Annotated in this window: 22 protein-coding genes; 9 read left to right on the top strand and 13 right to left on the bottom strand. The window is 72.8% G+C overall.

Annotation, left to right across the window (positions count from 1 at the left end; translation table 11 throughout):
• Window positions 1-2: 2 nt before the first annotated feature.
• From QZ433_RS01995 to QZ433_RS01975, 5 genes are all read left to right on the top strand, one after another.
• A complete protein-coding gene (locus QZ433_RS01995) occupies window positions 3-323 on the top strand; it encodes a WXG100 family type VII secretion target (RefSeq protein ID WP_295779768.1) in 321 nt (106 codons plus the stop codon).
• Window positions 320-607, top strand: a complete 288-nt coding sequence (locus QZ433_RS01990) for a WXG100 family type VII secretion target (protein ID WP_295779767.1) — start codon at window positions 320-322, stop codon at window positions 605-607. Before QZ433_RS01995 ends, QZ433_RS01990 begins: the two co-directional genes overlap by 4 nt.
• A gap of 89 nt (window positions 608-696) precedes the next feature.
• Window positions 697-2,031: a type VII secretion integral membrane protein EccD gene (gene eccD, locus QZ433_RS01985; RefSeq protein WP_295779766.1), complete on the top strand. Its 1,335-nt coding sequence runs from the start codon at window positions 697-699 to the stop codon at window positions 2,029-2,031.
• A 1-nt stretch (window position 2,032) separates the two neighbouring features.
• A complete protein-coding gene (gene eccB, locus QZ433_RS01980; protein ID WP_295779765.1) occupies window positions 2,033-3,361 on the top strand; it encodes a type VII secretion protein EccB in 1,329 nt (442 codons plus the stop codon).
• Window positions 3,358-4,674 carry a S8 family serine peptidase gene (locus tag QZ433_RS01975; protein ID WP_295779764.1) on the top strand — a complete coding sequence of 439 codons (1,317 nt, stop codon included), beginning with the start codon at window positions 3,358-3,360 and terminating at the stop codon, window positions 4,672-4,674. The genes eccB and QZ433_RS01975 overlap by 4 nt, the downstream gene beginning before the upstream one ends.
• A 198-nt stretch (window positions 4,675-4,872) precedes the next feature.
• On the opposite strand, the gene QZ433_RS01970 is transcribed toward QZ433_RS01975, so the two are convergent.
• Window positions 4,873-6,498: a DUF5684 domain-containing protein gene (locus tag QZ433_RS01970; protein WP_295779763.1), complete on the bottom strand. Its 1,626-nt coding sequence runs from the start codon at window positions 6,496-6,498 to the stop codon at window positions 4,873-4,875.
• 296 nt (window positions 6,499-6,794) lie between these two features.
• Between QZ433_RS01970 and QZ433_RS01965 the strand changes: the two genes are divergently transcribed.
• Window positions 6,795-7,310 carry a CGNR zinc finger domain-containing protein gene (locus QZ433_RS01965; protein WP_295779762.1) on the top strand — a complete coding sequence of 172 codons (516 nt, stop codon included), beginning with the start codon at window positions 6,795-6,797 and terminating at the stop codon, window positions 7,308-7,310.
• Between the two features lie 38 nt (window positions 7,311-7,348).
• On the opposite strand, the gene QZ433_RS01960 is transcribed toward QZ433_RS01965, so the two are convergent.
• The 7 genes from QZ433_RS01960 to QZ433_RS01930 form a co-directional block, all read right to left on the bottom strand.
• Window positions 7,349-8,803 (bottom strand): cation acetate symporter, encoded by a 1,455-nt coding sequence (locus QZ433_RS01960; RefSeq protein ID WP_295779761.1) that lies wholly within the window; start codon window positions 8,801-8,803, stop codon window positions 7,349-7,351.
• Window positions 8,800-9,192, bottom strand: a complete 393-nt coding sequence (locus QZ433_RS01955; RefSeq protein ID WP_295779760.1) for a heavy metal transporter — start codon at window positions 9,190-9,192, stop codon at window positions 8,800-8,802. The genes QZ433_RS01960 and QZ433_RS01955 overlap by 4 nt, the downstream gene beginning before the upstream one ends.
• 43 nt (window positions 9,193-9,235) lie before the next feature.
• Entirely contained in the window at window positions 9,236-9,940 is a 705-nt protein-coding gene (locus QZ433_RS01950; protein WP_295779759.1) for a LytTR family DNA-binding domain-containing protein, read from the bottom strand.
• Entirely contained in the window at window positions 9,937-11,109 is a 1,173-nt protein-coding gene (locus QZ433_RS01945) for a histidine kinase (RefSeq protein ID WP_295779758.1), read from the bottom strand. Before QZ433_RS01945 ends, QZ433_RS01950 begins: the two co-directional genes overlap by 4 nt.
• A gap of 13 nt (window positions 11,110-11,122) precedes the next feature.
• A complete protein-coding gene (locus tag QZ433_RS01940) occupies window positions 11,123-11,362 on the bottom strand; it encodes a YbdD/YjiX family protein (RefSeq protein WP_295779757.1) in 240 nt (79 codons plus the stop codon).
• A 19-nt stretch (window positions 11,363-11,381) separates the two neighbouring features.
• Window positions 11,382-13,646, bottom strand: a complete 2,265-nt coding sequence (locus tag QZ433_RS01935) for a carbon starvation CstA family protein (protein ID WP_295779756.1) — start codon at window positions 13,644-13,646, stop codon at window positions 11,382-11,384.
• 140 nt (window positions 13,647-13,786) lie between these two features.
• Window positions 13,787-14,284, bottom strand: a complete 498-nt coding sequence (locus QZ433_RS01930; RefSeq protein WP_295779755.1) for a GNAT family N-acetyltransferase — start codon at window positions 14,282-14,284, stop codon at window positions 13,787-13,789.
• 269 nt (window positions 14,285-14,553) lie between these two features.
• On the opposite strand from QZ433_RS01930, the gene QZ433_RS01925 reads away from it, so the two are divergent.
• The 3 genes from QZ433_RS01925 to QZ433_RS01915 all read left to right on the top strand — a co-directional run bounded on the left by QZ433_RS01925 (window position 14,554) and on the right by QZ433_RS01915 (window position 16,346).
• Window positions 14,554-14,910 carry a hypothetical protein gene (locus QZ433_RS01925; protein WP_295779754.1) on the top strand — a complete coding sequence of 119 codons (357 nt, stop codon included), beginning with the start codon at window positions 14,554-14,556 and terminating at the stop codon, window positions 14,908-14,910.
• A 108-nt stretch (window positions 14,911-15,018) separates the two neighbouring features.
• Window positions 15,019-15,330: a GNAT family N-acetyltransferase gene (locus QZ433_RS01920; RefSeq protein ID WP_295779753.1), complete on the top strand. Its 312-nt coding sequence runs from the start codon at window positions 15,019-15,021 to the stop codon at window positions 15,328-15,330.
• A complete protein-coding gene (locus QZ433_RS01915) occupies window positions 15,327-16,346 on the top strand; it encodes a pirin family protein (RefSeq protein WP_295779752.1) in 1,020 nt (339 codons plus the stop codon). Before QZ433_RS01920 ends, QZ433_RS01915 begins: the two co-directional genes overlap by 4 nt.
• 53 nt (window positions 16,347-16,399) lie before the next feature.
• Here the strand turns inward: QZ433_RS01915 and QZ433_RS01910 are convergent, their stop codons facing one another.
• The 5 genes from QZ433_RS01910 to QZ433_RS01890 form a co-directional block, all read right to left on the bottom strand.
• The gene (locus QZ433_RS01910) at window positions 16,400-19,972 is read right to left on the bottom strand and encodes a S8 family serine peptidase (protein ID WP_295779751.1); all 3,573 of its coding nucleotides are present in this window, start codon (window positions 19,970-19,972) and stop codon (window positions 16,400-16,402) included.
• 139 nt (window positions 19,973-20,111) lie between these two features.
• Complete coding sequence (locus QZ433_RS01905) at window positions 20,112-20,666, bottom strand: hypothetical protein (RefSeq protein WP_295779750.1); 555 nt, start codon at window positions 20,664-20,666, stop codon at window positions 20,112-20,114.
• On the bottom strand, window positions 20,663-21,010 hold the full coding sequence (locus QZ433_RS01900; protein ID WP_295779749.1) for a hypothetical protein: 348 nt from the start codon (window positions 21,008-21,010) through the stop codon (window positions 20,663-20,665). Before QZ433_RS01900 ends, QZ433_RS01905 begins: the two co-directional genes overlap by 4 nt.
• On the bottom strand, window positions 21,007-22,800 hold the full coding sequence (locus QZ433_RS01895; protein ID WP_295779748.1) for a TIGR03767 family metallophosphoesterase: 1,794 nt from the start codon (window positions 22,798-22,800) through the stop codon (window positions 21,007-21,009). Before QZ433_RS01895 ends, QZ433_RS01900 begins: the two co-directional genes overlap by 4 nt.
• A 71-nt stretch (window positions 22,801-22,871) precedes the next feature.
• Window positions 22,872-24,092 (bottom strand): M15 family metallopeptidase, encoded by a 1,221-nt coding sequence (locus QZ433_RS01890; RefSeq protein ID WP_295779747.1) that lies wholly within the window; start codon window positions 24,090-24,092, stop codon window positions 22,872-22,874.
• Between the last annotated feature and the right edge of the window lie 64 nt (window positions 24,093-24,156).

Here is a 24,156-nt window from a genome sequence, read left to right as displayed (position 1 = left end):
CCATGTCTGATCGCATCCTGGTCGGCGAGGGCGCGCTCGCCCGCGGCGCCGAGGCCGTCACGGGCGCCCACGCCGACATCGCCGACAGCACCCGGCGCGTGCTCGACGAGCTCGACGAGCTCCGCGGCACGTGGTCGGGCGACGCCGCGACCGCCTACGGCGCGCTCGTGAACGAATGGACGGCAGGAGCGAACCGGCTCAACGACGTGCTGATCGACCTCAGCGCCTCACTGCGCGCCACCGCCCGCGACCAGGAAGCCGTCGAGGAGTCCCACGGCGCGACCATCCAGGGTCTGGGCGCGATGCTCGGAGGCCAGCCGTGAGCGATCTGCGCGTCACCCCCGAGTCGCTCCACGCCACCGCCGCACGCCTGCGCGCCGAAAGCGCCCGCATCGACGCCGCCCTCGGCGGACTCGACGCCGAGGTCACCCGCCTGCGCGGCCAGTGGGAGGGATCTGCCCAGAGCGCCTACGACACCGCGCAGCGCCAGTGGTCGGCCACCCTCGAGCAGATGCGCGACGCCCTGCACCGCATCGCGAACGCCACGGACTCGATGGCCGATGACTACGTCACCGCCGACCGGGCCTCGGCGGCCCGGTTCCGCTGACCGCCACCCACCGCGGGCCCGCCCCGCGGCGACGATAGGATTTCGGGGTCCGACCGCAGGGGCTTCGGTCCGGGAAGAGGGGGCCGCGGATGGCTGACGTGATGAACGCGACGCGTGCGCTGCTGCGCCTGTCGGTGCAGAGCGAGGGGCGTCGCCTCGACATCGCGATCCCCGCGCAGATCCCCGTCATCGAGTTCCTCCCCGGCTTCGCCCGGTCGCTCGGCGTGCTCGACGCGTCGATGACCTCCGCCGGCTACGCGCTGCAGCGCGCCGACGGCACGACCGTCGATCCAGCGAGGGGCGCATCCGCCCAGGGCATCGTCGACGGTGAAGTGCTCACGCTCGTGCGTGGCGGACTGGTCGCGCAGCCCCGGGTGTACGACGACATCGTCGAAGCGGTCATCGACGCGACCGCGCAGCAGAACCGCCCCTGGACGACCCGCGACAACGCCCGCACCGCCCTGGCCGTCAGCCTCGCGCTGCTGGGCGTCTGCGCGGTGCTCCTGCTCGCGGCCGGTCGCGCCCTCCCCTTCGGCGCGCTCGTCGCGGGCGGCGGTGCCGTCGTGCTACTGATCGTCTCGGCCGTCGTCGCCCGCCTCGGCCAGCGCGAAGCCGGCCAGGGCCTGGGGATCGCGGCATCCGTCTTCGCCGGAGTCGCGGGCTACCTCGCCGTACCGGTGGCCCTGCCGATGTGGGGGTGGCCCATGGCCGCCGCAGGAGGCGCCGCATTCATCGTCGCGGGCATCGCCCTCGCGCTCTCGCGCGACCGCGCGGAACTGCAGCTCGCCCCGCTCGTCGCGGGAGGGGCGGTCGGCGTCGCGGGAACTCTCGCCGCCTTCTTCGACCCCGCCGCGGTCTGGACGCTGATGGTCGGCGTCGTCGCCACGCTCGGCGGAGCCCTGCCCTGGCTCGCGATCAGCACCACGCGGCTCCGTGTGGTGTCGCCGCAGAGCGACGCCGAGATGTTCGCCGACCCCGAGCCCATCGACGCCGACGACGTCGCCGCCCGCGTCGCGCAGGGCAAACGCATCCTCATCGCGCTGCGTCTGGCCCTCGCCGCCGCGGTGCTGCTCGCCACCCCGCTGGTCGCCGCGCACAATGCCACCGGCGCCGTCCTGTGCGCCCTCGCCTTCGCCGGCATGATGTTCCCGTCGCGCCAGACCTTCGCGCGCTCGGGCGTGCTGACCGTCATGGCCACCGGCATCCTGGGACTCGTGGTCGCGGGCGTCGCGGCCTCGCTCGCGCAGCCGGGGCTGCGCGTGGGCATCCTCGTCGTCCTCGCGGTGGCCACCGTCACCGTCGTGACCGTCACCCTGCTCGCCCCCAAGACCCGTCTGCGCCTGACCCGGCTCGCCGACACCGCCGAACTGCTCGTGCTGGCGTCGCTGCTCCCGTTGGCCGTGATCTCGTCCGGGCTGGCCTGACGTGGCCACCAAGGGCGATCTGATCGAGGCGCAGAACTTCTCGCGCCGACGCCTGCTGACCGCTTTCGTCAGCGGCGCTCCCGGCGGCAAAGAACTGCAGCCGGCGTCTCCCCTTCGCGCCGTCATCGCCGCGATCGCGCTGTCGGTGCTCGTCGTGTTGGTGGGAGTGTTCTACGGGCTGATCCGTCCCGGGCTTCCGACCGGATGGGAGAACGGCAAGCTCGTCCTCGTGTCCGACACCGGCGCCCGATTCGTCACCGTCGACGGCGTCCTGCACCCGGTGATCAACACCGCCAGCGCCCGCCTGCTGCTGCCGGCCAACGACTACGCCGTCATCTCCACAGATCAGGCCACCCTCGACGGCACACCCGTCGGCGAGACGCTCGGCATCACCGGCGCCCCCGACGAACTGCCGCCCGCATCCGGGCTGCTCAACACCGGGTGGAGCGCGTGCGTGAGCGACGACACCGGCGTCGATGTGCGCATCTCGTCCGCGGCGGGCCCCGCACCCGCCACCGACCGCGCCGTCGTCGTGTCGGCCGACGGCATCCTGCACGTCGTCCAGGGCGATCGCAGTTTCGCCGTCTCGAGCGAAGATGCGGATGCCGTGCTGCGCGCGGCCGGCATCTCGTCGCTCTCGCCCCTCACCGTCCCCGCGGCGTGGCTCGACCTCTTCACCTCCGGCACCGCGCTCACCCCGATCACCCTGCAGAACTACGGCCAGGATGTCGCCGGCACCTCGCTACGCGTCGGACAGGTCGTGCGTCAGGCGGGCGCCGCCGACGACGAGCGCTTCCTCGTGCAGACCGGCGGTGTGCTCGAAGCCCTCTCGCCCCTCGCGTGGCAGCTCTATCAGCTGGGCAGCGGCAGCGCCCTGGGCGGACAGGTGACCGAGGTCACCGCCGACGAGATCCGCAGCCTGCCCACCGCCGCACAGGGACTCGGCGACGACTGGCCGCGCGTCGGCTTCGAGACCGTGCCGAGCGGACAGCGCCCGTGCGCGGTGCTGCAACCGGGCGAGGGTCAGGCCGTCACCGCATTGGCCACGCAGCCCGCCTCGACCGCCGTCCCCTCGGGCGTGCGCGTCGACCCCAGCCACGGCGCTCTCGTGCGCGCGGGCGGGCGCGGCGATCAGAGCGCCAGCGTGCTGACCCTGGTGGATGCCACCGGCACCGCGTTCCCCCTGCCCGGCGCGACCGACGAGACCATCGCCCGCCTCGGGTACGGCACCGGCGACGTCGGGGCGATCGCGGACGGCTGGACCGCGCTGCTGGCCACCGGCCCCTCCCTGAGCGAGAGCGCCGCCCAGCGCACGCCGGAGGCGAAGTGACCGCTCTCTCGCGGGTCGCGGCGGTGCTCGTCGCGGTCAGCGTCGGGCTGGTCGCGACGCCGCTGCCCGCTCAGGCGGTGGGGCCGGCATCCGGGATCCGCTCCGCGACGAGCGAGCAGTGCACCGCCGAGACCCGAGTGACCCAGACTCCGCCCGCGCTGGAGACGCTGCAGAGCGACACGGCGTGGTCTCTCACCCGCGGGGCGGGGGTGACCGTGGCCGTCGTGGACTCCGGGATCGCGGCGAACCCGCACCTGGACGCGGTCGTGCTGCCGGGGGTCAACCTCGTGCCCGACGGCACGGACGGCTCCGGGCGCACCGACCAGTACGGTCACGGCACCGTGATCGCCGGCCAGATCGCCGCGCAGACCATCACCGGCTCCGGCGTGCAGGGACTCGCCCCGGCCGCGAAGATCCTGCCGATCCGCGTCTACGCGGGGGTGTCCGACCAGGTGCGCGAGGCCGGGTTCGGACCGAACACCGCGCGGATGGCCGAGGGCATCCGCGCCGCCGCCGACCGCGGGGCGCAGATCATCAACGTCTCGATGAGCACGACCGAGAAGAACGGCGCCCTCGCCGACGCCGTCGCCTACGCCGCCGAGCGCGGGAGCCTCGTCGTCGCCAGCGCGGGCAATCGCGACTCCGACGCCGCCGTCGAGATCGACGAGAACGACGGGCCGCGTTACCCGGCCGGGTTCTCGGGGGCGATCGGCGTTGCCGCGACCGGCGCCGAGGGCACCGTGACGAAGGCGAGCATCCACGGCACGCACGTGCGACTGTCCGCTCCGGGTCAGCAGATCGCCTCGACCTGGCCGCTCGGCGGGGACTGCGTCGTCGCCGCCGACGAACCCGCCACGAGCTACGCGGCGGCCTACGTCTCGGCCGCGGCGGCTCTGGTGGCATCCGCTCATCCCGACGAGACTCCCGCGCAGTGGGCGTACCGACTCGAGGCGACCGCCGTGCGCGCGCAGCCGGACACGCGCTCGAACACCTCGGGCTGGGGTGTCGTGCAGCCCTACGACGCGATCGTGCTCGTTCCCGGGTCGGGACTGCGAGGCCCGCAGAGCCCGTTCGTCTCGCCGACGCCGAGCGCGTCGCCCACCGGCACGCCCGGGGCGGTCGCGGTGATCGTGGGACCGGGACCGGACGCCGCCGCCATCCTCACCGCGACCGGGATCGGCCTCGCGGGGCTGGTGGCGCTGGGCGGGATCGGCGCCCTCGCCGTCTACGTCAGCCGCCGACGCGAGGAGACGGCCCCGCGGCGTCAGCCGCCGACGGGGCGCGGGCTGTACGGACGCGACGCGGGCGAGTAGCGCGGGGCGGGGGCGCGGGCGCCGGGGCGCCGGGAGCAGCGAGACTGCACGCTGCTGACAACTCGGCGACATTCTGCAACCGACTTGTCAGCGGGAAGCTGTCTCGCGGGACGCTGTCTCGCGTGCGGAGAGGCGCGGCCGCGCGGGCCGGCGGCGCGGCAGGGCCACCGTGCCTGGCGACGCGCGCAGCGCCGCCGGTCAGGACGAGGCAGCGGGTCGCAAGTCGAGGTGCGCGTCGCCGAGGCGGAACCGGCTCGGAGCGATCGCGGTCGATCCGGCGGTGAGGCGTTCCGTCCGGCCGTCGTCGTGGACGAGCGTCACGCCGTTGGTGGAGTCGAGGTCGGTCACCGTCCAGCCCGTGACCGTCCACTCCAGGCGCGCGTGCTGCTTGGAGACCGTCCGCGTGCGATCGGCGATCGGGACCGCCTGCACCGACTCGTCGAGGGCGACGGGCTTTCGCCCGAGCAGGACCGTCCGGCTCGTCAGCGGCACACGGGTGCCGTCGGGAAGATCGAGCGTCCACTCCCCTCGGCGCCGGGAACGAGGGCGGACGGTCTGCGTCTGCTCCTCGACCGGCGCTGCGGCCTCGCCCACCCCCGCACCCACCGTGGTGTCGGTGGAGTCCGTGGTCTCGTCGACCCGATCGACGGTGGGGGCCGGCGTCCCGGCCACGGCGTCGACAGGACGCGACGTCGTCGCGGGGGTGCCAGGCGTGCCGGCGGATGCCGGCGACCCGGCGGGCGCCGACGGCTCGGCGGATGCCGACGACCCGGCGGATGCCGACGGCTCGGCGGATGCCGACGGCTCGGCGGGCGCCGACGGCTCGGCGGATGCCGTCCGCTCGACGGATGCGTTCGGGTCGGCGGATGCCGGCGACCCGGCGGGCGCCGTCTGGGGTGTCCGGCGCAGCGAGGTGGCCTCGAGATCTGCGGGGAGGTCCGTCGCGACGGTGCGCGGCGAGCGCCGCGTGGGGACGTCCGCGCCCTCCGAAGCCGGAACCGACACGGCTGCCGACGCCGGAGCGGTCTGCGGCGTCCGGCGCAGCGAGGTGTTCTCGAGATCGGCGGGCAGCTCCGCGGCGCCCGACAACGGTGCACCACGCAAAGACGTGTCGTCGTCATCGGCGGGCAGCTCCGCGGCGCCCGGCGACGGCATACGTCGCACCGACGTGCTGTCGACACCGGCAGGAAGGCCCGCCGACGGTGCACGACGCTCCGACGACGCTGCGGCCGCCGAGGCATCCTCGACGGGTGACTCCTCGGACGCGGGCCGGGCGGGCGCGATCTCGACCGGCCCGGGAAGGACGACCGGGGCGGGGGCGACGACGGGCTCGCCGGTCGACGCACGTCCCCCGGCCGCTGCCGCGATCGTCCCGGGCACGGCGGTGATCGGACCGGCGGCCTCGGGCGCGGGGGACGCCGGAGTCTCGGTCCGCCGCTGCGGCCCGGGCGCGGGGGGCTCGGCATCCGTCGCCCTCTCGGGAGCGGCCAGGACCTGCGCCCACACCGGAGGCAGCAGCAGCGCGAGGGCGGTGGTACCGGCGCCGCGGCCCACCGCCGTTCCCAGGCGATGGGCGGCGCGCGCCTTGAGTACGAGGGCGTAGATGTTCACGACCGGCACGACCAGCAGCACCGCACGCACGGGGTCGATGCCACCCAGCCGGAAGATCTCGGCGTCGTTCACGAGCGGCACCCAGGCGCGCCACCGCTCGGCTCCCCGCGTCTCGAGCACGCGCGACAGGCCGATGGCGTACCAGACGTGCAGCGCGAGCACGGGCGCGAGCAATGCTGCCGCGATCGCGGCGATCAGGCTCAGAACCAGCATGCGTCCTCCGTCGACGGTCCCTTCGACGCTACCGTGCGCCGCCGTCCGGTGCGGCGCCTGTGGACCGGACGTCAGCGACTCCGCACACGCGCGAGGCCGCCGACGGCGGCAGCCAGGCCGGCGAGGTCACGTCGACCCGGCGGGCGGGACACGTCATGCACCGGACGTAGTGCACGCGACCCCCGCTCGTGACGTGCGACGACTCCGTGACCCACGCGTGCTCGTGGACGGATGCCGTTCCGGCGGTGGGGAGAAGGCGTGGGGCGGTCATGCACCCAGCGTGATGTAATGCCGTTATGCATCTCAACCCTTACGGGGAGTACGCCGTGTTGCTGGCCGCCTCGCTGGCGAACGAGTGGCCGGACGACCGCGATGGCATCGAGGCCCGCACGCGCGAGTTGGGGATGACGATGACGTTTCCCGAGGCATGCGACGATCATGCGCGTACGCGCGCCGTGATCGACGACTGGCTGCGCATCGTCGACGCCCCCGACGATGACACGCGCGCGACTCTGCTGAACGCCCAGATGGCCGCCGTGACGGCATACCCGCGACTGACGAACCACGACGGCGAGGGCTGGCACCTGCACTATCGCGACAGTGACGAGCAACTCCCCCGCGTGCTCGCCGCGGTGATCTCGGTCGGCACGTCGCTGCACCTCGTCACCCGCGGCATGGACCGCCTCGCACGATGCGCGGCGGAGCCCTGCACGCGTGTGGTGGTCGACGTCACCCGAAACGGGCGGCAGCGGTACTGCTCGGTGCGCTGCGCCAACCGCGCCGCCGTGCGGCGCCACCGCGCGCGCGGCTGAGAAAACGGCGGCCGAACCGTACCGCCGCGGGTCGGACCTCACACGTCGGGAGTGTGCAGCCGCGCCAGGTACCGGTCGACGCGCAGCGGCACACGGCCGCGATCGGCCAGCGACACCAGCACGATCACCGCGGTCGTCAGGGGAATGGTCCACGCGGCGGGCTGCGTGAAGAGCACGGCCCAGCCACCCGCGTCGCGCAGCGCGGCGCCGGCCAGCAGCGCCGCCCCGCACGACACCGCCCCGACGACCATGCCCGCCACCGCGCCGCGCGCTGTCAGCCGCGTCCACCACACGCCCAGCAGCAGCACCGGCGACAGCGTCGAGGCCGCGAAGACGAACACGAGCCCCACACTCGACACCAGGCCCGCGGGTTGCGTCAGCAGCGCGATGACCAGCGGCACGACCGTGCACAGCACCGCCGACAGACGGAACGATCGCACGCCGCCGCCGAACACGTCCTGGCTCACCACCCCCGCGAGCGACACGATGATCCCCGACGACGTCGCCAGGAACGCAGCGAACGCTCCGGCGACGAGCAGCGCCGTCAGCAACTCCCCGGTCAGACCGGGGAACAGCCGCGACGGCAGGGCGAGCACCACGGTGTCGGCGACGCCGGGGGCGGCGAGGTCGGGAGCGACCACGCGGGCGATGAGCCCCATGGTCGACGAGACGGCGTAGAACGCCCCGATCAGCACGATCACCGCCACCGTCGTGCGTCGCGCCGATGCCCCGTCAGGACTCGTGTAGAAGCGCACCAGCACGTGCGGTAGACCGATCGTGCCGAGCAGCAGAGCGAGCAGCAGCGACCCCGTCGCATACGCGTCGAGGGCGCCGGGTCCGCTCTCGACCGGGAACACCCGCGCCGAATCGATCGCGGCCCCGTCGCCGGCGAGCGCGACCAGCAGGAACACCGCGGGCACGAGGAGCGCCGTGAGCTTGAGCCAGTACTGGAAGGCCTGCACCGCCGTGATGGCGCGCATGCCTCCCGCGGCCACGATCCCCGCGACGAGGACCGCGACCACCACCCCGCCCACCCACGACGGGACGTCGGCGACCACGCCCAGGGCGAGGGACGCGCCATGCAGCTGCGGCACGATGTACAGCCACCCGATGACGAGCACGACGATGCTCGTCACCCGCCGGACGGCCCGCGACTCCAGTCGCGCCTCGACGAAATCGGGGATCGTGTACGCCCCGCTGCGGCGCAGCGGCGCCGCGACGAACAGCAGCACCAGCAGATATCCCGCCGCGTAGCCGATCGGAAACCAGAACCCCTCGGCCCCCGACAGCAGCACCAGACCGGCGAGCCCCAGGAACGTTCCGGCCGACAGGTACTCGCCGCTGATGGCCGAGGCGTTCCACACGCTCCCGACGCTGCGCGACGCGACGAAGAAGTCGCTGCGCGTGCGCGAGGTGCGGATGCCGGCGAAGCCCAGCACCGCGGTGATCACGACGAGCGCACCGACCGCCGCGAGGTCGAAGACGGGGTTCACGAGGCCGGCCCCGACTCGGCGAGCTGCCGGTAGCGGCGCTCGTTGCGGGCCGCGGCCCGGACGTAGATGAGCGCGAAGACGAGGATGACGGGGTAGAACCCGTACGCGTGCAGCAGCCACGACAGGGGCACCGCCCACAGCACCGGATCGCCCAGGGTCGGCAGAGCCGCGATCACCCCCGTCAGCACCACCGCGACCACGACGAACGCCGACACGCACCCGAGCGCCAGACGCAATTGCGCGCGCACGAGTCCCCGCGAGAAGACCGCCTCGGCCTCGTCGGCGACCCGTCCCGGCAGTGCGAATCCCCGCGTCGCCGGGCGTGAGACGCGACCCGCGGTGGATGCCGTGACCCGCACGCGCTGCGGGGGACGCGGATCGGGGGTCATGGCATCCCTCCCCCGCCGACGCGGTCGGCTCGTCGCGCGCGGGTCATCGCAGCAGCGCCTCGCGCACGGCGGGCACGAGACGCCGGCTGACCGGCAGCTCGATCCCGGGCAGGACGACCGTGGGAGTCGAGCCGGCGAGGCGAACCTCGACGACCGCCGCGCGGTGCACCAGATACGAGCGATGCACGCGCACGAACCCCGCGTCGGCCCAGCGGTCGGCCAGGTCCGACAGGGGCGCCCGCACCAGATGCTCTCCCGACGGGGTGTACAGACGCGAGTAGTCGCCGTTGGCCTGCACCCACCGCACCTCCGAGCGGCGCACGATACGCGTCGTCGTTCCGACGGTCACGGGGATCGTCTCGTCGCCGGGCGGCTCGGCATCCGCGGGCGAAGAGAGGGCACGACCCAGCGCCCGTGACAGTCGCTCCGCCCGGACGGGCTTGAGCACGTAATCGACCGCCTCGAGGTCGAATGCCTGCACGGCTCCCGCATCGTCGGCGGTCACGAACACCACCGCGGGACGCGCGCGCAGAACCGCGAGAGCTCGCGCGAGATCCAAGCCGTTCAGCCCCGGCATGTGGATGTCGAGGAAGGCCACGGCGATGCCGCCACCCTCGAGGATCCGCAGCGCCTCGGCCCCACCGGCGGCCGTGCAGACCGTGTCGACCCGCGGATCGGCCGAGAGCAGCGTCGCGAGCTCGGCGCGGGCGGGTGCCTCGTCGTCGGCGACGAGGACGACGACGCTCACGAGCGCACCGTCTCGTGCTGCGGCTGCGATTTCGGGACGCGCAGACGCACCGAGGTGCCCGCGCCGATGTTCGTCTCGACGACGAGACCCCCGGCCGGACCGTACAGCTGGCGCAGGCGCGCGTCGACGTTTCGCAGTCCCACGTGCGACGACGACGCGTCGAGATCGAGCAGGGCCGCCAGCTCGTCGGGATCCATGCCCACCCCGTCGTCGTCGACGATGACCTCGGTGTGCGTCCCGGCGTCGACCGATGACACCGTCAGCACGCCCCCGCGCTCCCCGGGCTCGAGCCCGTGGCGCACGGCATTCTCGATCAGGGGCTGCACCGACAGGAACGGGATGACGGTCGCGAGCGTCTCGGGGGCGATGCTCAGGCGCACCGTGAGACGGTCGCCGAAGCGCGCGCGCTCCAGTTCGAGATACGAATGGATGCTGCGCAGCTCCTCCGCCAGCGTCGTGAACTCGCCCTGACGTCGGAACGAGTAGCGCGTGAAGTCCGCGAACTCGAGGACCAGGTCGCGCGCCCGCGGCGGGTCGGTCGAGATGAACGAGGCGATCGCCGTGAGCGCGTTGTAGATGAAGTGCGGACTGATCTGGGCGCGCAACGCCTTCAGCTCCGCCTCGGCCAGCGCGGCGCGCGAGGCGTCCAGACCGGCGAGCTCGATCTGCGCAGCGCACCAGTCGGCGACGTCCCCGGTCGCCCGCACGAGGGGCGCCCGGGCCTCGTCGGCGAAGGCGACGACCGCACCCCACACCCGCCCGTCGACGACGATCGGGGCGCCCACGGCGGCGCTGTCGCGCTCGGAGAACACCTGACGGCGAGCGGAGTCGTACACGCGCGCCGCGACGCGGCGGGCCGAGGCCTCGAGCGCCGCGGGACCGTCGAGGGCGACGCGGTCGGCGGCGGTCTCGACGATCGCGACGGCCTCGGCGCCGAGCAGCACGCGCAGGTGCCTGGCCGCGCGCGCCGCATCGGGCTCGTCGCGGCCCCCGCGCAGCGCCGCGGCCGCGGCGGCCGCGACGTGGAGCGTGCGGTGGGTGGCCCGGTCGGCGTCGCTGCCCAGGTCGCGCGAGCCCAACGCGTACCGGCGAGTGAGCACGAGGGCGAGCGTCAGCGCCGCCCCGACGATCACGCCGACGGCGCCCGCGAGCACCGGTGCGTCGAGCATCCTGGCAGCCTACTCAGCAGCAGCGCGCGCCGGGATCACGGTCCTGCTCGTCCGACCGCTGGCGCCAGAACTGCCGTTCGGTCAGCGGCGTCGCCGTGGGGTGGTGCGCGCGCAGGTGCGAGACGTAGACGTCGTACGCGCGGTCGCCCATGAGGGTCGTCACGTACCACCGGATGCCACGGCCCGCCCGCGCCAGGCGGCACCGCAGCGTCCGGCCGCGGTCGTCGTCCGTGCCGGGGGCCGTGGCATCCATGCGGGTCATCATGGGGTCCTCAGTGGTGCGACGACGCAGTCGGCCGGTCGGGGTGATCGGAGGGGAGGCTCTCCCACTGCTTCTCGATCGCGCGCTCCTCCTTCGTGGCGAGGAAGCCCGCGGCCGCGAACCGCCGCGAGGGCACGGGTGCGTCCTCGAGGTTCTCGCCGCCGCCCGCGCGCAGCGCCCGGACCGTCACGATGACGGCCATGACGATCACGACGATCGCCAGCGTCACGAAGATCACCGACAGCACGCCCTGCACGAAGGTGTTGCGCACGACCGCCTCCATCGCCGCGACGCTCTTGGCCGTACCGAACTCGGTCTTGCCCTCGGCCAGCGCCCCGCGGAAGGCGAAGTGGTTGGCCCAGTACCCGACCGCCGGGACCGGCGAGAAGATCTTGTACATGGATGCCGTGATCGTCACCACCGCGGCGAAGGCCAGCGGCAGCGCCACGATCCACAGCCAGCGGAAATACGGACGACCGCGCTTGGCGACGATCGCCAGCACGACGGCGAGCGCGATCGCAGCGAGCAGCTGGTTGGCGATGCCGAACAGCGGGAAGAAGGTGTTGATGCCGCCCAGCGGGTCGGTCACGCCGAGGATGAGGATCGAGCCCCAGCCCGCGACCATCACCGCGGTGCAGATCCAGACGCCGGGCCGCCACGACAGGTCCTTGAACTTTGGGATGACGGTGCCGATCGAATCCTGGAGCATGAAACGGGCCACGCGGGTGCCGGCATCCACCGCCGTCAGGATGAACAGCGCCTCGAACATGATCGCGAAGTGGTACCAGAACGCCATCATCGCCTGACCGCCCAGGGCCTGCTGCATGATGTGCGCGAGTCCCAGCGCCAGCGTCGGAGCGCCGCCGGTGCGCGAGACGATCGAGCTCTCGCCCACCGCCGCGGCGGTGGAGGTGAGCATGTCGGGCGTCAGGTTGACGCCCGCGAGCCCCAGGCCGTTCACGAACGCGACCGCCCCCTCGACCGTGCCGAGCGTGGCCGCCGGCGAGGAGTTCATGGCGAAGTAGATGCCGCGGTCGATCGACAGCGCAGCGACGAGGGCCATGATCGCGACGAACGATTCCATGAGCATGCCGCCGTAGCCGATGAAGCGGGTCTGGCGCTCCTTCTCGACGAGCTTGGGCGTCGTGCCCGAGGCGATGAGCGCGTGGAAACCGCTCAGCGCACCGCACGCGATGGTCACGAACAGGAACGGGAAGATCGGACCCGAGAAGACCGGACCGGTCTGGCCGCCGGCGAACTCGCTGAACGCCGGCACCGAGATCTCGGGGCGCACCAGGACGATGGCCCCGGCGAGCATGACGATCACGCCGACCTTCATGAACGTCGACAGGTAGTCGCGCGGGGCCAGGAGCAGCCACACCGGAAGGACCGCGGCGACGAAGCCGTAGATGATGATGCCCCACGCGATGACCGAGCGGTCGAGATGGAAGGCCGCGTAGCCCCACTCGGTCGAGGCGACCCAGCCGCCCGCCACGATCGCGCCGATGAGCAGCACGAACCCGATGATCGAGATCTCGGTGATCCGGCCCGGACGGATGTAGCGCAGATACAGGCCCATGAAGAGGGCGATCGGGATCGTCATCGACACGCTGAAGACACCCCACGGGCTCTCGCCGAGCGCGTTCACGACGACCAGGGCGAGGATCGCGACGATGATCAGCATGATGAGCAGGCTCGCGAGGATCGCCGCGGTACCGCCGATCTTGCCGAGCTCGTCGCGCGCCATCTGGCCGATGGTGCGGCCGCCGCGACGCATCGAGAAGAACAGCACGAGGTAGTCCTGCACCGCGCCGGCGAGGATGACGCCGACGATGATCCAGATCGTGCCGGGCAGGTAGCCCATCTGCGCGGCGAGCACGGGGCCCACGAGCGGACCGGCCCCGGCGATCGCGGCGAAGTGGTGACCGTAGAGCACGCGCCGGTCGGTGGGGACGAAGTCCTTGCCGTCGGCCTTGCGTTCGGCGGGGGTCGCGCGGCGATCGTCGGGGCGCGTGAGGTAGCGCTCGATCACCTTCGAGTAGAAGCGATAGCCGATCAGATAGGTGCAGACGGCCGCGAACACGAACCAGATCGCGTTCACCGTCTCGCCGCGCACGATGGCGAGCATCGTCCAGCCGAGGCCGCCCAACAGGGCGATACCGATCCACAGGGCGATCTTCGCCGGTGTCCAGCGGCTCTCGAGCCTGTCGGGCGGCACCGCGACGGGCGGAAGGTTCGGATCGGTGACGACGTCGTCGTCGACGGATGCACTCATGGGGTCTCCTGTTCGCGGCTCTGCGGACTCGCCGAACATTAGAGGGATGCCGACCCCCGTCGGGGCGGCATCCCTCGGTCGTGCGATGAGCGGCGCGAACGGTGCGACGAGCGGCGGGCGAGCCGGGCGGGGCGGGGCCGTCAGAGCGGCATGCCGAAGACGTGACGCACCGCACCGCCGCCGAGGTCATCGGCGATGCGCCGCATGCCGAGGTTCGCGGCGACCCGCTGCGAGGCGACATTGTCGGGGTGAGTGATCGCGACCAGTTCGTCACTGATGGCGTGGTCGCGGGCGAAGTCACGACAGGCGGCGGCGGCCTCGGTCGCCAGCCCCCGGCCCTGGTGGAGCGGGACGACGTGGTAGCCCACCTCGAGCCTTCGCACCCCGTTCACCCACTGCCAGGTGAGTCCGCAGTCGCCGACGAACGCACCGCCGTGCGTCTCGATGATCCAGAGGCCGAACCCGTGATCGGCGTAGTTGGCCTCGTTCCAGTGGATCCATCGGTCCGCGTCCTCGCGGCTCTTCGGCGCGGGGTAGAACGCCATCACCGCGGGGTCTCCGAGGAGAGCGGCCATCGCGTCGAGGTCGTCGCCGCGCATCTCGCGGAACCGAAGTCGAGCGGTGGGCGGCGGCGGCATCCGGCCAGCGTAGCGAGAGGGCGCAGCCGAGGATGCGACCGCGGCCCCACCGCTCTGGAAGTCTGGTCGCATGCGACCCCCGCGGGCCGTGGGCTGCCATTCAGAGCCGCCGGCCGGAGGCCGCGTTCGCCGATGTGACGGTCGACTCCCTCGACGAGCTGCAACGAGTGATCGGACGGTCACGAACGGGACCCGACTGACGGTCACGGACGTCGGTCCCCGCACCATCGGCTCTGGTCGAGAACGCCGCCGCGCGCTACCGTCGGAGAGTGTCCACCGCCCAGCAGGTCGAACAGGTCGTCACGCGACGACCTCGCCGCCGCCCCAGCCGTGCGCTGATCCTGATCGCGGGCGTGGTTCTCATCCCTTTCGTCGTGGCTCTGATCTTCACCAGCTACCACACGGTGACCGAGGAGTCGGCGGTCCGCCAGGCTTTCGCCCTGGTCGCCGGACAGACGATCGCCATGCTCACCGCGATCGCCGTCGTCACCATGACGGCCGTGGAGCGCCGATGGCGCGAACTGCCCCCCTTCCTCGTGATCGCCGCCGCCGTCATCTCGTCGGCGGTCGGCTCGCTGACGAGGACCGGCGAGCAGCTCCTCCAGCTCCTGTCCACCGTCGCCTGAGAGTCGTCTGACGCGAGCGCGGGGCACGAAGCGCCCTCCTGTCCACCCGTCGCGGAACATCCATGCCAGCGCATACGTTGCTGTGATCACCGACGACAGGAGACCCCCATGGCCGACGACCTGACCGTGACCCGCAACGACGACGCGGGCCGATACGAGATCCACGTGGGCGATGAGCTCGGCGGATTCCTCGAGTTCGAGTCCGCGGGCGACCGCGTTGAGCTCCCTCACACCGAGATCGACCCCTCGTACAAGGGCAAGGGCCTCGGCTCGCGCCTGGCGAGCGAGGCGCTGTCCGACCTCGCGCGACGGGGCGACCCCGTGATTCCCTCGTGCCCCTTCGTGGCGCACTATCTCGGCGAGCACGACGTCGAGGGCCTCTCGGTCGAGTGGCCCCAGGACGCCGACGCGACGTCGTGACCCGCCTCGACGTCGCGCCGCCGGCATCCGAGGGTCCCGTCGACTGCGACGGCCCGCGCGCGCTCGTCGTCGCCGCCCGCGAGGTGCCGCTCGGCGGGGTGCGCGGCATGGAGGTGCACCGGACGCTCCCCCACCGCTCGCTGCCGATGGTCGGCGCATGGTGCTTCCTCGACCGCTTCGGCCCGCAGAACACCCTGATGCGCGTCGAACCGCACCCGCACATCGGTCTGCAGACGGTGACGTGGCCGATCGTCGGCGAGGTCCGGCATCGGGATGCCGTGGGCAGCGACATCGTCGTCCGCCCCGGCGCCCTGAACCTGATGACGAGCGGTGCGGGCATCGCCCATTCCGAGTACTCGGTCGGCGATGGACCGATCCCCCTGGACGCCCTGCAGCTGTGGGTGGCCCTGCCCGAGGACCGACGACACGGCGGCCCCGCCTTCGAACGCCACGAGAATCTGCCCGTCCTCGACCTGGGCGACGGGGCCGACGCGGTCGTGGTCATGGGTGACCTGGGCGGCGTGACCTCTCCCGCGACCGTGCACACCCCCCTCGTCGGCGCCGAGCTGCGCCTGCCGGCGGGCGCCGTCGTGCAGGTCCCCCTGCATCCCGAGTGGGAATATGCCGTCTACGGCATGACCGGTGTCGCGCTGGTCGAGACGGGGGTGGATGCCGTCGACGCCGACGCCGCGAGGCGCCTGGCCCCGACGCCCGCACCCGGGCCGACGGCATCCGTCGATCACACCCGCCTGGTGTACGTGGGCAAGGGACGCGACCACCTCGAGCTGCGCAGCGACGAGGGCGCCCGGGTGTTCCTGCTGGGCGGCGAACCGTTCGAGGCGGACATCGTGATGTGGTGGAACTTCGTCGGCCGCTCGCACGACGAGATCGTCGAGGCGCGCGAGGCGTGGGAGGCGCGGAGCGAGAGGTTCGGGACGGTGATCGACCACGGCCCCGAGCGCATCCCCGCGCCTCCCCTGCCGGGCGTGCGACTGACCCCGCGCAAGAGGCGCTAGCCACGACGACGCGGCGCCCGAGCCGGAGCCCGGACGCCGCGTGGCCGTGATGATCATCGCTTGACGTAGATCGAGGTACTCGTGCGCGAGCCCTCGACCGTCGCGCTGCCGGCGTAGACCGCCGTCACCCGCTGCAGCCCGCGGGTCTGCGGGTCGACGGTGAGCGTGGCCGAACCGTTCTGCAGGGTGGCGACGTAATCCTTGCCGCCGACCGTGACGGTGACGTCGCCCTGGGCCGCGGGGCCCGCGGCGGGCTTGACCGTCACCGTGAGGACGAACGGCTCACCGGCCGTGCCGACGCGCGGGCTCGGAGTCACCGAGATGCGCGACGAGACGACGACGGGGGCGCCGTTGCTGTCGGCCGTGCCGGTCAGCCCGGTGGCCGGGTCGGTCGCGGTGACGCGGACGCTCAGGGTGGTGCCCTGGTCGGCGCGCTGCACGCGGTACGTCGCGCCGGTGGCGCCGTCGATCGGCTGGCCGTCGCGCAACCACTGGTACGCGGTCGTGACGTCGGCCGGGTCCCAGGTGCCGGGAGTGGCGGTGAGCGTGCGCCCGACCTTGGCCGTGCCCGACACCGTCGGCGCCTCGACGACGACCGGAGCCGCCTCGCCCGAGTCGACGGTGAGCACCGTCTGCACGTCGGAGTCGCCGTACTGGACGACGCCGAGGTAGCGCGTGTTCGCGGCGAGTCCCTGCCACGACAACTCGTACGAAGTCGACACGCCCTGCTCGACGGGCAGCGGGTTGGGCGTCGCCGTCAGCTGGCCCTCGCCACCGGGCGTGACGTTGACCGTGGTCATGTCCCACGTGAACGGTCCGGTGAAGGAGTACAGGTTCGCCTCGATCAGGTACGTGCCCGGGGTCGGGTTCGGCAGCGACACCTGCTCGTCGGCCGAGGCCGTCGCCGAGGTGAAGCGCTCGTAGTACCGCAGATCGTCGGGGCTGACGACGCGCGACACGAACAGGTCGAGGTCGCTGCCGGTGTCGTCGGACGAGTCGAGCGTGAAGCGCGAGAGGGTCGTCCCCTCGGGCACGTCGACCGTCCACCGCACGTAACCGTCGGCGTCGCCCGAGTCCTGGTCACCGGAGTGACCGTCGACCGGGTTGGCGGGGTCGGTCAGCAGCGTCTGCGCGGCCAGGCCCGAGAGCGTCAGCGGCAGTTCGCCACCCACGCCCGGGAGCACCTCGACGCTCGTCGACCCGGACAGGCCCGTGCCCGACACCTCGGCCGGAGCCTCGGCGGTCGCCGGGCGCAGCGCGATGGGCGAGCGCACCTGCGTGTCGCCGCTCGTCCAGGTGAGGAAGCCCGTCGTCCACTGCTCGGCCGGAGCGGTCGTGCGAGAGAAGGTGACGGTGAAGGACTTCGTCTCACCCGCGGCGCCGAACTCGAGCGTGGACGGTTCGACGACGGCATCCACTCCGGGAACGTCGACGGATGCCGTGAACGTCCCCGCCTGCGTCGACGTCACGGTGCGGGTGACGGTCTGGGGCTTGGCGAGCGAACCGATCGAGATCGACGCGAGGTTGAGGTCGCTGCCGTCGATGGGCTCGACACCGAAGTCCTCGAGGCCCTTGCCCTGCAGGAAGGCCGCCCAGTCGGCGGGCTCGTTCAGGTAGAGCAGCCCCGGGTCGAAGTACTTCGTCGGGTCGACGTGACCGGCGCCCTGAGCGAAGGGATCCTGCGCGGGAGCCCCCTCGACGTCGACGGTGTCGTACGCGGTGGTCATCATCGCCGACTTGACCTCGGCCGGGGTGGCCAGGGGCCGCTCGCCCAGGTACAGCGCGGCGAGACCGGCGACGTGCGGCGACGACATCGACGTGCCCGAGAGGAACTCGAACGTCGGCGTGGCGCCCGGGGCGTTGGCCGCGGCCGCGAGGATCGCGACTCCGGGCGCCGACACGTCGGGCTTGAGGATGTCACTGCCGTCGGCGAGCATCGGTCCGCGGCTCGAGAAGCCGGCGACCTGCGGCGTCGGGGTGGTCTCACCCGTGACGTTCTCGCCCACGAGGGTGGCCGTGGCATCCGCGGTCCCGCGCACGTAGGCGAGCAGGGCGTCGCGGTAGCGCGCGTCGATGTGCACCGTCGGCACCGAGTGGAAGTCGTTGTCGACCGAGGCGGGCGTGACGTTGACGAGGATCATGCCCACGCCCCCGGCGTCCTTGACGGCCTGCGACTTCTCGACGCGGGCGTTCTGGCCGCGGTCGCACACGACGATCTTGCCGGCGACCTGCGTCGGGTCGAGCGAGCCGAGCAGGCACAGCGCCGCATTCGCGGGATCGGTCCCGGATGCCGCGATGTCGCCCGCGTACACGACCGGGGCCGTGACCTCCTGGCCCGCGGGCACCGAGACCGAGGCGCCGGCGGCCTGGAACCCGTCGGGCAGCTTCACCGTGCCCTCGTAGGTCGGGATCGTCGAGGCGGCGACCGTGGTGTACCAGGGCGACGCGTGGTCGGCCGTGGAGGCGCCGGGGCCGGAGTTTCCGGCCGACACCGCGATGAACACGCCCGCGGCGGCGGCGTTGAAGAACGCCTGGTCCTCGATCGCGAGGGTGCTCGTGGCGGCGCCGCCGCCGATGGAGTAGTTGATGACGTCGACGCCGTCATCAACCGCGGCGTTGACCGCACCGAGCAGGTCGCTGAGCGCGCACACGTCGTCGGTGGTCACGAGGGGGTCGGGGCCGGCCCAGCACGCCTTGTACGCCGAGACCTTGGCGGCGGGGGCGACACCCGAGATCGCGCCGAAGTCGATGCCCTCGACGTCGGCTTCGACGCCGTTGTTGCCGGCCGCGGTGCTCGCGGTGTGCGAACCGTGGGCGTCGCCGTCGCGGGGCGAGAGGTAGTCCGCCTCGAAGGTGAAGCCGGTGGCCGCCGCGCCCTCGCCGAAGTAGCGGGCGCCGATGAGCTTGGTGGAGTAGTCCGACAGCGACCAGCCGTTGCCCTCGGCGACGCGCGGCGAGCGGAAGTCGGTGCCGTCGCCCTTGCGGTACACGACGTCGTTGCCGTCGAGGTAGGGCTCGTCGCCGGGGGTGGTGCCCAGCTGCTCGCCCGCGAAGGCGGGGTTCTCGGGCGCGATGCCGGTGTCGACGACGCCGACGACGACGCCCTCACCGGCGGCGTCGATCCCGCCGACCTGCTGCCACACGCCGTTGTCGCCCGACAGGCCGAGGAACTCGGTCGAGGGGACGGCGGCGGGGTGGCGGATCTCGTCGGGGACGACCTTCTGGACGCCCTTGGTGGCGGCGAGCTTGGCGGCCTGGTTGGGGTCCATCGTGGCGCTGAAGCCGTTGACGGCGATCGTGTACGAGTAGTCCGGCTGCACGCCGGCCTCGTCGGCGACGTCCTGTTGGCGCTGCTCGAGGAAGGCCGAGTAGCGCCGCGCCTCGGGGGTGCCCGTGTCGAGGTTGGCGTCCTCGGACTTCGTGGCCTCGAGGCCCGCTTCGCCACCGCCGTAGGTGGCGACGGGCGCCTCGTCGAGCACGACGATGTAGCGCCCGGTGGCGGATTCGATGGGTGTGGGTGGGGTCACCCCCTCGCCCACTTCGGCAGCCTGGACGGCGGTGCCGCCGGCGACGGTGAACAGTCCGGCCAGGGAAATGGCCGCGACCGAACGCAGGGTTCGACCCATGGTGCGCTCCAAACGGGGGGATGAATTGAGCGATCTGCGCGACATCGGTGGCGCGCGTTGGTCAAACATAGCTCAGGGCGAATTCATCGCAAACGCATTTCTTGAACTCGGTCTGGCGCGGGATCGGCCGCCGGTCGCTTCAGCCGTGCGTCCGCACGGCCAGCCGCGCCCATCCGCGCGCGGTCAGCGCGGTGAGCACGCCCGCCGCGATCCACGTCAGGAAGGCTCCGAACGCCCCCGTGACGAACAGACCGAACACGAGCGCCGCGATCACCATCACCACGATCGCCAGCGCGGTCGCCGCGAGCAGCAGGACGGCCCGGACCGGATGCCACCGGAAGCTCCGCGGACCGTCGAGGGCACCGGCATCCGCGTTCCCCGTCGAAGAGGAGACGACGACCGCGACGAGCAGGCCGACCGCCCCGGCGAGAGGCGACAGGACCGTCAGCGCCGCGACGACCACCAGGGCGACGATCACCGCGGCGAGGGCGCGGACGACCCGGGGACGCCTGACCCCCGGCGCTCCGACCAGGACGAGCGTCGCAGTCGCCGCCGCGATGAGCACGACCGTCGAGACGGCCAGCAGGCCGAGAAAGCCCCCGCCGACCGCGGGCGTGGCGCCGGGCAGCACGCAGGCCGCCTGCACGAGGGCGTGCACGAGCACCACGCCGGCTATCGCGGCGACGCGCTTCACGGCGTGACTCCGGCAGCGCGGTCGATGACCTCGCGGACGCTGCCGTCGAAGATCACCCGCGACGACACGGTCACCGTGATGCGGTCGGGGTCGGACCCGGGCGACGACGCCGCGACGTCGTCCCCCGCGCTCGTCGTCCCCGCGCACGCGACCGAGCCGTCGTCACCGCGCGAGCAGGTGGGCACGTCGCGCAGGGCGATCCCCTGCTCCTGCAGCACATCGATCGTGGCGAAACGCACCTCGGTCAGGTGGTTGCCGCCGACGGGGGCGATCGCGGCGATCTGCGAGCACCCCGCGAGAGCGGCGACCGCCAGGAGCGGCACGACCGACAGCACGCGCCTCACAGCCCGCGCTCCCTCTCGTAGGCGAGCAGCCGCGCCCGCTCGGTGACGTGCTGCGCCTCGAGTTGCGCGTCCGAGATGACCGACAGGTCGAAGGGTGCGGGCAGCAGCAGTTCGGTGTTGCGGTCCAACGGCGAGCCGCGGCGCATCAGGGGCGTCTCAGCCCAGTCGTTCGCGGCGAGTTCGCGACTGCGGCTGGCGAGGTCGGCAATCGAGCCCGACGAGCCGGGCACCGCCGGCGACGAATGATCCAGCACCGTCGTGAACAGCGACAGCGTGCCGTCGCGGTTGTCGACGATCTCGACGACCTGCTGCTGCTGCGGGAAATCGATGCACGAGGCGGTCGTGATCTCCCAGAACCCGCCGGTGTCGGTGGGGTGGGCCAGGATCTGGTTGAGGTGCGTGTGGCCGTTGAGCCAGCCGACGACGATCGGGAACTCCTGCAGCAGCGCGATGAAGTCCTCGGCCCCGTAGAGCTTCTCGTCGGCCCCCGGTCGTGTCGCGCGGTTCTCGAGGGTGAGGCTGTTGTGGTGGCTGAAGATGAGCGCGAGCACCTGATCCCGCTGGGCGATCTCGAGCTGCGCCCGCAGCCACCGCATCTGCGACTCGGGCACCGCGCCATCGGGACCGGCGACGGCGTTGCAGGTGTCGAGCCCGAACGCGCGGACGCGGGGGCTCAGGTCGGCCTGCCACCACGTCTCACCCGACGCGAGGTTCTGCGCGGTGAAGCCGTGACCGATCGGCCCCGGGGTCGGCTGGGTGCGGAAGTGCTCGGCCATGAACTCGCGCTGCTCGAACAGGTAGCGTTCCCCGTTCGCCGGCACCTTCTTGAACCCCGGATCACCGGATGCCAGCCCCAGCGCCGCGAGAGCCTGAGACAGCACGCTCGTGCTCGACGCCCACCCCTCCAGAGCGGTGCCGGCCGTGGCATCCAGGGAGTACGATTTCCGACCACCGACGGCGAGGGCGCGCAGCTGCGGGCTGATGTCGAACGTGCCGAGCAGCAGCGTGTCGTGATTGCCGTAGACCGCGTACCAGGGGGCGGGCAGGCCCACCGACTCGACCTTCGCGGCGATCGCCTGCGAAAGCAGGTCGGGCAGACGCGGGAAACCGTAGTCTCCGAACGCGCCGCCGCGCGGATCGCCGGGGCGGTACGCCCACGTCGCCTCGCTCCACGCCTGCACGCCCTGCCACTCGGGGCCGCCGGTGGCCGGGTCGACGGCGAGGCCGTCCATCAGGTCGATGTACCAGCGCAGCTCGAGGTGGGAGTGCATGTCGGCGCTGTCGCCCGTGACGATCGCCGCGCTCATCGGGGCTCCGGTCAGCGGGCTGTAGCGCGCGTCCGAGAACGCCTGCACCATCGCCGCCGTCGCGTGCGGGCTGAGCGGGTCCTGCGGGTGGAAGGCCGAGCCCCACGCCGAGTGGTCCTGCACGATCATGGGTTCGATGCGGCCGGGCGACTGCGCCTCGATGACGTGCAGGTCGGACAGGTGGCCGAGGTACAGCAGCGACCGTCGGGCTGTGGTGCGGGCGGCCGACGGCGCCCGACGGAGCACGTCGGTGCGGGGCAGGTACGGCTCGCCCGGTCCGGTCGTCAGCGCGCGGTAGCGCCCTGACACGAGGCTCCCCTGGCGGATGGTCTGCTGCAGGGTGGTGGGGATGCCGGCGGCGAGCGCCGCGGGCGCGGCGGCGGCGCGCGCGGATGCGGCCGAGAGCGCGTCGAGTCCGATCCCCGTCGCGGCGGCGGCGGCAGCGGCGACGTGGAGGAACTGGCGGCGGGACAGTCCGGTCACGGGATCTTCCGTTCGGGCGGAGGAGGGACTCGAATCTAGCGCCTCGGCGCCCGGGCCGTCGAGCGCGCCGCTCAGTACGTCGGGGCCGCCGGAAGGCCGAAGAACTCCTCGAGGGTCGTGTAGCCGCCCTCGTGGTACGCGCGCGCCAGTTCGGGACCGATGTAGCGCTGGTGCCAGGCCTCGGGTTCGTAGCCGCTGACGCTCTCACGCCCCTCGGCGTAGCGCGTGATGAAGCCGAACTCCCACGCGTGCTCGCGCACCCACGCGCCCTGGGGCGAGGCGGCGACGTCGTCGAGGGTGCCGCACGAGCCGGTGCAGGGCACGATGTCGACGGCCAGACCCGACTGATGCTCGCTGTACCCGGCGCGGGCGCTCTCGCGGTCGGCCTCGGCCACCCCGCCCACCGCGACGCGACCGGCGTAGGTGGACTGCTGCGTGGAATAGGACCGGAACGCGCTGAGGTAGCCGATCTCACCCGCCCCCGCATCGGATGCCGCCTTCACCATCGCGGTCAGGGCGTTCGCCGCCGCGGCGCGCAGGGCCGAGTCCTCCAGGGCGCGCACGTTCTGCGGCATGATCAGGTCGCCCGCACGGTAGTCGATCGGATCGAGCGGGCGCTGCTTGTTCACCACGACCCACTCGCGGTCGGGGTCGCTCAGCGAGACGCACGGCGCGATCCCGGATGCCACTGCCGCGCGGAAGGCGCTCCCGCCACCGGCGGCCGCGATGGCCGCGGTGTCATCTCCGGCCGCCAGAGCCGCAGTGAACGCGGGGTCGTCGCACGGGGTGGCCGTGGCGGCGACGGCCGACACCTCGGGCACGGGCAGCCCCGCGTCGGGCACGGCGGGCGGACCCGCGGCGGCGGCCGTCAGAGCGGCATCGTCGACGGTGGCGGATGCCGTGGCATCCGCTCCGGATCCGGCCACTGCGCCGATGATGAGCAGCAGTCCGCCGACCGCAGCGACCGCGCACCCCGCGGTGATCGCGAGGCGGCGACGGCGCCGCGCCGGAAGAGCCGCGAGCGCCGCACGCACGCTCGAGAGGGGCCCGGAGCGCTCGGAGCGCCCTCCCACCGGCGCGGACGCATCAGCCCGGGCGGGGGCGGCACCGGGCTGCATCGCGATCGCGCCGGTCGCCGCCGCGCGCAGTTGCCGACGTGTCACCGGCTCGACGGGCGCCCCCTCCGCGGGCGACGACGTCGCGGCCGGCAGCGAGAGCGCCGCCGTCGCGAGACGCTCGGCCTCGGCGCGCGCGGCGCGGCGGGGCGAGAGCTCGGGATCGGGGGACGTCACTCGACCCATTCTCTCCCGCGCGCCGGCCCGGGTCGACCCCCGCCGGGTGAGTCCGGGGGCGCGA

It is taken from the genome of uncultured Microbacterium sp. (assembly GCF_913776565.1).
Taxonomy (GTDB): Bacteria; Actinomycetota; Actinomycetes; order Actinomycetales; family Microbacteriaceae; genus Microbacterium.
The sequence above is the reverse complement of the archived record's forward strand: the minus strand, read 5'-3'. Positions and strand labels throughout refer to the sequence as shown.

Excerpts from the sequence above, each read along its gene's own strand:
- QZ433_RS01965 (WP_295779762.1), top strand. The coding sequence starts at position 6,795 with ATGCATCTCAACCCTTACGGGGAGTACGCCGTGTTGCTGGCCGCCTCG.
- eccD (WP_295779766.1), top strand. The coding sequence starts at position 697 with ATGGCTGACGTGATGAACGCGACGCGTGCGCTGCTGCGCCTGTCGGTG.
- QZ433_RS01995 (WP_295779768.1), top strand. The coding sequence starts at position 3 with ATGTCTGATCGCATCCTGGTCGGCGAGGGCGCGCTCGCCCGCGGCGCC.
- QZ433_RS01935 (WP_295779756.1), bottom strand. The coding sequence starts at position 13,646 with ATGAGTGCATCCGTCGACGACGACGTCGTCACCGATCCGAACCTTCCG.
- QZ433_RS01930 (WP_295779755.1), bottom strand. The coding sequence starts at position 14,284 with ATGCCGCCGCCGCCCACCGCTCGACTTCGGTTCCGCGAGATGCGCGGC.
- QZ433_RS01920 (WP_295779753.1), top strand. The coding sequence starts at position 15,019 with ATGGCCGACGACCTGACCGTGACCCGCAACGACGACGCGGGCCGATAC.
- QZ433_RS01945 (WP_295779758.1), bottom strand. The coding sequence starts at position 11,109 with ATGCTCGACGCACCGGTGCTCGCGGGCGCCGTCGGCGTGATCGTCGGG.
- QZ433_RS01910 (WP_295779751.1), bottom strand. The coding sequence starts at position 19,972 with ATGGGTCGAACCCTGCGTTCGGTCGCGGCCATTTCCCTGGCCGGACTG.
- QZ433_RS01955 (WP_295779760.1), bottom strand. The coding sequence starts at position 9,192 with ATGACCCCCGATCCGCGTCCCCCGCAGCGCGTGCGGGTCACGGCATCC.
- QZ433_RS01970 (WP_295779763.1), bottom strand. The coding sequence starts at position 6,498 with ATGCTGGTTCTGAGCCTGATCGCCGCGATCGCGGCAGCATTGCTCGCG.
- QZ433_RS01940 (WP_295779757.1), bottom strand. The coding sequence starts at position 11,362 with ATGGATGCCACGGCCCCCGGCACGGACGACGACCGCGGCCGGACGCTG.